Here is a 7191-nt window from a genome sequence, read left to right as displayed (position 1 = left end):
GGGCGGCGTTACGTAAGTATTCCTTTAGAGGTAGAGACATTTACGATCTTTTGATAGATGATTGATTTGTGTGAGGAGTAGGTTTAAGTTCTAAGTTAAAAGAAAAAGCTCTTGGGGTCGAAACACGGCAAGACTCCCAAGAGCTTTTTCTACGTTTGAACGGTAATTGACCGCAAGTGATATCATGTCCGGCAAATTACTTACGATCTGTCATTGCGAGCGAAGCATTGAATTTTCGTCCTGCCTTCTGCCTTCTGCCTCCTGCCTTCTGCCTTCTGCCTTCTTCCTTCTTCTGTCTCCTGCTATAATTACCAGTTACCAATTAGCAATTACCCATTACCCATTACCCTGCGATCTTGCAACCGAAAACCTCTATATTCGCCTTAAAATTTGAGTGGCAATCCATCCTGAAATACTAACATTTCCCCCGGTTGCATCTGCGTCCACACTTCGTTATCAGTAAGCGGAACAGTAGCAATTACAGCCACGCGATCGCTTTCCCCCGTCAACTCTCGAAAATCTAAAGTTAAGTCTTCGTCAACTAAATGAGCAGTACCAAAGGGCGCTTGACGCACAATATAACTTAGTAGCGTTGAGCAATGTGCAAATAAGTGTTCTCCATCCGAAAACAAATAGTTAAATACACCTTTTGCTGCCAGAATTTTACTAATATCTGCGAGAACTGAATAAAGTTCTTCTAAAGGAGGTTTACTTTGAGGAAAGTGTTGCCGCAAAGTTTCTAGTATCAAACAGAATGCTTTTTCACTGTCAGTTTGACCGACTGCTTGATAAAAACCTGCATTTTCAGGCTCAAATTCTAGCAAATTGCCGTTATGAGCAAATACCCAATAGCGGCCCCACAGTTCCCGCTGAAAAGGATGACAGTTTTCTAGAGTAATTTCACCTTGAGTAGCTTTACGGATGTGGGCAATTACATTAGTAGAATGGATAGGATAGCCCCGCAACAATTTGGCTACAGCAGAACTGACGGAAGGTTGAGCTTCTAAAAACAGACGGCATCCCAAGCCTTCAAAAAAGGCAATGCCCCAACCGTCAGCGTGAATATCTGTTTTGCCACCTCTTGCAGAAAATCCCTCAAAAGAAAAGCAAATATCCGTTGGCACATTGCAGTTCATTCCTAGCAGTTGGCACATGGATTTTGGATCTCTGGAATTGAGATTAATAATTATGTCTAATATTATCTCTAATATTATCTTTATTTTATGTGTAAAGGCGAACTATTTGCCCCCGAATCTCTGTAAAAACAGAATTTCCCTGATGCAAACACTTCGCCCTTACAAATTGCCAGAAACTAATCTAAAGTTTCACTTCAATATCCACACCGGCTGGTAAGTCCAGTTTCATCAAAGCATCAATAGTTTTAGCGGAAGGCTGATGAATGTCGATAATGCGGCGATGAGTACGAGTCTCGAAGTGTTCCCGTGAATCTTTATCAACGTGGGGCGATCGCAGCAAACAGAATATCCGCCGTTTCGTAGGTAAGGGAATCGGGCCGATCGCAGTTGCCGCAGTCCGGTTTGCTGTATCTACAATCTTCTCGCAAGATGCGTCAAGAATACGGCGATCGAAGGCTTTGAGGCGAATGCGGATTTTTTGTTGTTGGATAGTTGCCATTTGATTTTCTTTAGTTTTCTAGGTTCAGTTGTTTTTTTATTGTTAACCGTTAACTTTTAACCGTTAACTGTTAACTGTTAACTACAAATTAGAAGAGCAGAAAAGCTTATTGACATTTTGCCGCTTTTCTGCTCCACCTAATTTTAGCGGAGTCCTACTTGAGGATTTTGGAGACAACGCCAGCACCTACGGTGCGGCCACCTTCGCGAATAGCGAAACGCATCCCTTGTTCAATAGCGATCGGGTTGATCAGTTCCACTGTCATTTTGATGCGGTCTCCCGGCATCACCATTTCAGCTTCGCTACCATCATCACTGGTGAACTGATTGATCGTACCAGTTACATCCGTCGTGCGGACGTAGAACTGAGGGCGGTAGCCAGAGAAAAACGGCGTGTGTCGGCCGCCTTCTTCCTTCTTGAGGATATAAACTTCAGATTCAAACTGAGTATGAGGAGTAATCGATTTGGGCTTAGCAATCACCATGCCCCTTTCAATATCCTTCTTTTCAAGCCCCCGGAGCAGCAGACCCACGTTGTCGCCGGCCAGACCTTCCTCCAGAGACTTCGTGAACATTTCCACGCCAGTCACGGTAGTGCTGCGAGTGTCCCGAATACCCACCAATTCCACAGTTTCGCCGACTTTGATTTTTCCGCGCTCAATCCGGCCAGTAGCAACAGTACCCCGACCAGTAATCGAGAATACGTCTTCAACTGCCATCAAGAAGGGCTTATCAATTTCGCGTTCCGGCGTGGGGATGTAAGTATCCACTGCTTCCATCAGCTTGTAAATCTTATCAATCCACTCATTATCACCCTTTACAGTCTTGGGATTGGCAGCCATCGCTTCGAGAGCTTTCAATCCCGAACCAGTGATGATGGGGATATCATCACCAGGAAAATCGTAAGAACTTAGGAGTTCCCGAACTTCCAGTTCCACCAGTTCTAGTAGTTCTGCGTCGTCTACCATGTCTTCCTTGTTTAAGAAGACAACAAGGCTAGGAACACCGACTTGCTTAGCTAGCAGGATGTGTTCGCGAGTTTGAGGCATGGGGCCGTCTGCCGCTGATACCACCAAGATCCCGCCATCCATTTGAGCCGCACCGGTGATCATGTTTTTCACATAGTCAGCGTGTCCGGGACAATCAACGTGGGCATAGTGCCGAGCTGTGGTTTCGTACTCAACGTGAGCTGTATTAATGGTGATACCTCGCGCTTTTTCTTCAGGCGCAGCATCGATTTCATCATACTTTTTACCCTTTGCCTGACCCAGTGCAGATAGAGTCATCGTAATTGCGGCAGTTAAAGTTGTTTTGCCGTGATCGACGTGACCGATAGTGCCGATGTTTACGTGGGGTTTGTTCCGTTCAAATTTTGCGCGTGCCATTCTTGATTCTGTTCCTTTGTCAGTTGTCAGTTGTTAGTAGTTAGTTGTTAGTAGTTAGTTGTTAGTTGCTTTCAGTTCACAACTAACTACTAACGCTAACACTAACAATTAGTTGTCAGTAGTTAATTGTTAGCGATCGGTAGTGAGTTGCTTTGAGTTCACAACTAACTACTAATCCCTAACCACTAACAATTAAGAGTTCCCTTTGCTCTTGGCGATGATGGCTTCAGCCACGTTGCGGGGGACTTCTTCGTAATGGCTGAATTCCATTGTGAAGATCCCGCGACCTTGGGTTTTCGAGCGGATGTCTGTGGCATAACCAAACATTTGTGCCAAAGGAACTTTGGCCGCAACTTTGGCAAGTCCTTGTTCCGTCTCTTGACCTTCAATCTGACCCCGGCGAGAGTTGAGGTCGCCGATGATGTTCCCGATATAATCTTCGGGCACTTCGACCTCTACTTTCATCATAGGCTCTAGCAGCACGGGCGTTGCTTTCATCACGGCTTCTTTGATGGCCATTGAGCCGGCGATCTTAAATGCCATTTCGGAGGAGTCTACATCGTGGTAAGACCCATCTACCATCGTGGCTTTAAGGTCGATCACTGGATAGCCAGCGACAATGCCGGATTCGCAAGCTTCTTTCATCCCTTGTTCTGCGGGGCCGATGTACTCTTTGGGTACAGCGCCACCAACAATTTTGGAGACGAATTCAAAGCCGGTTCCTGGTTCCCCAGGTTCCAGTTCGATGACGACGTGGCCGTACTGACCTTTACCGCCGCTTTGACGGATGAATTTGCCTTCAGCGCGGACGGCTTTGCGAATGGTTTCGCGGTAGGCTACCTGGGGTGCGCCGACGTTGGCTTCGACTTTGAACTCTCGCAGCATCCGGTCAACCAAGATTTCCAGGTGGAGTTCGCCCATACCGGCGATGACTGTCTGGTTGGTTTCGTGGTCAACTCTGACTCGGAAGGTAGGATCTTCCTCGGAGAGAGATTGCAGAGCTTTGGAGAGTTTCTCCATGTCGGCTTTGGTTTTGGGTTCCACCGCTACGGAAATCACGGGTTCGGGGATGAACAAAGACTCCAGCACAATGGGAGCGGTGTCATCGCAGAGCGTGTCGCCGGTAAAGGTGTCTTTGAGACCCAAGGCTGCTCCTAAGTCGCCGGCACGAAGTTCGTCTACTTCAATGCGATCGTCGGCTTTAAGAACGATTAAGCGAGAAATCCGCTCTTTTTTGTCCTTAGTGGAGTTCATCACGTAGCTGCCTTTTTTGAGGATGCCGGAGTAAACTCGCACGAAGGTCAGACGGCCGTAGGGGTCTGCCATGATTTTGAATGCCAAGGCGGACATTGCCGCATTGTCATCGGCTCCCCGTTCGGCTGTATCGCCGTTGGGCAAGGTTCCCTGAATTGGGGGAACTTCTAAGGGGGAGGGTAGGTAGTCGATCACTGCATCTAGCAAGAGCTGCACGCCTTTGTTTTTGAAGGCGGAACCGCATAGCATGGGGACGATCGTACCTGCGATCGTGCCTTTCCGCAGGGCAGACATGATTTCTGCTTCTGTGAGTTCTTGCCCTTCAAAGTATTTTTCCATTAGAGCGTCGGAGGTTTCTGCCGCCGATTCGATCAATTTGGTGCGATACTCTTGGGCTAACTCTTTGAGGTCTTCGGGGATTTCGGTTTCTTCAACGTCGGTGCCGAGGTCGGTGGTGTAGATGTAGGCTTTCATCTTTACCAAATCGACAATCCCTTTAAATTCGCTTTCGCTACCGATGGGGATCTGGATGGGGACGGCGTTGGCTCTCATGCGATCGCAAATCTGAGCGTAAACTTTATAGAAGTTCGCACCCGTGCGATCCATCTTGTTTACGAATACAATCCGAGGTACTTTATAGCGATCGGCTTGTCTCCAGACTGTCTCAGATTGGGGCTGGACTCCGCCGACTGAACAAAATACGGCGATTACTCCATCCAATACCCGCATCGATCGCTCAACTTCAATTGTGAAGTCTACGTGACCCGGAGTATCAATGATATTAATCTTGTAATCTTTCCAACTGGTAGTAATGGCAGCGGCAGTAATGGTGATTCCACGCTCCCGCTCTTGAGCCATCCAGTCGGTAACTGCTGTTCCCTCGTGGACTTCACCCATCTTGTGAACCACGCCGGAATAAAACAGGATTCTTTCAGTCGTTGTTGTTTTGCCCGCATCAATGTGGGCGGCAATACCAATATTGCGTGTTCTCTCAAGCGGGACGGAACGTGCCACAGCTACCTCCTTTAGTTTGTGTTGCTGTTATATTACAATAATACTACATAATATCGAGTCATAACAACCGATATTGCTGACTCGTACATGGAGTTTACTGTTACATTTTAATATTTTTTGCAAGATTTGTTCACACAAACATTTGCTAAAAGCCCAAGGCAACTGGGGAAGAGTTGGGAGTTTTGAGAGATGGCTACAGGTAAGCTTTATTCCTCTCTTGCCAGCATCCCCAGTCTCTAAAATTAGTACCGATAGTGGGCAAAAGCTTTGTTTGCTTCTGCCATCCGGTGGGTTTCTTCGCGCTTACGAATGGCACTGCCCGTTTCATTGGCGGCATCCATCAATTCATTCGCTAGCTTAATCGACATGGAGCGACCAGCTCTAGCCCGTGCAAACCGGATCAACCAACGTAAGGCCAAAGCAGTGCCTCTGTCAGAGCGCACTTCCATTGGGACTTGGTAGGTTGCGCCGCCTACCCGCCGCGCTTTCACTTCTACCAGAGGTGTTGCATTTTTGACAGCTTTTTCAAACAGATCCAGCGGATCGCCACCCGTCCGTTCTTGGATGGTTTTCATCGCATCGTAAATAATGTTTGAGGCAACTGATTTTTTCCCACTTTGCATAATGCGGCGTACCATCATCGTGACTAGGCGGCTGTTATAAACCGAGTCAGCGGGAATCGGACGTTTTTGAATAACCCTACGGCGAGACATAGTTTAATTTTGGATGCGTGATTTTTGATTTTGGCTTTTTGATTGGGCCCAGATGCGTGAGATCGCCACAGGCTTTGAGGAACTTTGCGGGCTATATAGCAGAGGGCACAAGGAAATAAAAGCAATGGTTTCAGCAATTCAGAACTTTTTAGTTACCTTGGCGGTTGCTATCTGACTTAGCTGAAAAATAATCAGTAAGTGTTGTCGCCTTTAACTCCGCGATCGCGGCTAGATGCTTATTTTTTGGCAGCGCCAGCTTTGGGACGTTTGGCTCCGTATTTTGAGCGTCCTTGTTTGCGGTCTTTTACTCCGGCGGTGTCTAAAGTTCCACGAATAATGTGGTATCTCACGCCTGGTAAGTCTTTGACCCGACCGCCTCTAATCATCACAACTGAGTGTTCTTGGAGGTTGTGACCGATGCCGGGAATGTAGGCTGTTACTTCAAAACCAGAGGTTAGGCGCACCCGCGCTACCTTCCGCAGTGCTGAGTTTGGTTTTTTGGGTGTGGTCGTGTAAACTCTTGTACAGACCCCACGACGCTGAGGGCAACTCTTGAGAGCTGGGGATTTAGTCTTTTTCTGCGTTTCTTCTCGTGCAGAGCGAATAAGTTGCTGAATAGTGGGCATGAGTTAAGGCTCGTTTAGCTTTGTCGCTAGTTTCTACTTTAAATGGAATCCGCACTGAAATACCCTTCCCCTTGGCAGGGATGGGATTTTGGGGGAAATATGTTTGGGTGGGGATACCAGACCTTCCATTGTAAATGACTTAACTGTTTTTGGCAAGAGATTTGGGAATTTGGGATTGGGAAGCGGTGACTGGGCGGTGTAGTGAGTTAAAAGAGCTGTTTTAATTAGTAATAAACCTTATTTATGGCTAATTTCCATTAAGTAAATAAAAAGGCTGGGAGAATTATACGGATCGTTAGTTAGTTGGGACAGAAGCGCAATGGTGGCTGAAATCTATATTAATGCAACGGTAGAATGCGGATTTGGGGCTCCAAGATGGTCGCGTAGGCGCAGCCAGCCGCAGGCATCGCCAACGGTAGAATAAAGGTTTGGGCCGTTTCTCTAAAAACTGTCGGGACTATTGTAATTAATGGTGATAATGGTGATCGTTCAAATTTGTAGCGGAAGTAGTAGAGAGAACAACGAAGAAGCAAAAACAACAAAGCCATATTTTTCCGATTTCCCT

7 protein-coding genes are annotated in these 7191 nt (G+C 46.9%); all 7 read right to left on the bottom strand.

The annotated features are described in order from the left end of the window. Positions 1–383: 383 nt before the first annotated feature. Positions 384–1154 carry a class II glutamine amidotransferase gene (locus PN499_RS03390; RefSeq protein WP_272030276.1) on the bottom strand — a complete coding sequence of 257 codons (771 nt, stop codon included), beginning with the start codon at positions 1152–1154 and terminating at the stop codon, positions 384–386. Positions 1155–1317: 163 nt separating this feature from the next. After that, positions 1318–1635, bottom strand: a complete 318-nt coding sequence (rpsJ, locus tag PN499_RS03385; RefSeq protein WP_007354332.1) for a 30S ribosomal protein S10 — start codon at positions 1633–1635, stop codon at positions 1318–1320. Between the two features lie 154 nt (positions 1636–1789). Then, the gene (tuf, locus tag PN499_RS03380) at positions 1790–3019 is read right to left on the bottom strand and encodes an elongation factor Tu (protein ID WP_272030275.1); all 1230 of its coding nucleotides are present in this window, start codon (positions 3017–3019) and stop codon (positions 1790–1792) included. A gap of 192 nt (positions 3020–3211) precedes the next feature. Next, positions 3212–5287, bottom strand: a complete 2076-nt coding sequence (fusA, locus tag PN499_RS03375; protein ID WP_272030274.1) for an elongation factor G — start codon at positions 5285–5287, stop codon at positions 3212–3214. A gap of 242 nt (positions 5288–5529) precedes the next feature. Beyond that, positions 5530–6000 (bottom strand): 30S ribosomal protein S7, encoded by a 471-nt coding sequence (gene rpsG, locus PN499_RS03370; protein ID WP_272030273.1) that lies wholly within the window; start codon positions 5998–6000, stop codon positions 5530–5532. 236 nt (positions 6001–6236) lie between these two features. Then, positions 6237–6626: a 30S ribosomal protein S12 gene (gene rpsL, locus PN499_RS03365; RefSeq protein ID WP_007354328.1), complete on the bottom strand. Its 390-nt coding sequence runs from the start codon at positions 6624–6626 to the stop codon at positions 6237–6239. Between the two features lie 338 nt (positions 6627–6964). Beyond that, positions 6965–7191 (bottom strand): hypothetical protein (locus PN499_RS03360; protein WP_272030272.1); only part of this gene is annotated, 227 nt, incomplete at its 5' end.

Origin of the sequence: Kamptonema animale CS-326 (assembly GCF_028330895.1) — a bacterium.
GTDB classification, from domain to species: domain Bacteria; phylum Cyanobacteriota; class Cyanobacteriia; order Cyanobacteriales; family Microcoleaceae; genus Kamptonema; species Kamptonema formosum.
Note: the sequence above shows the minus strand (reverse complement) of the source record. Positions and strands in the feature narration are given on the sequence as shown.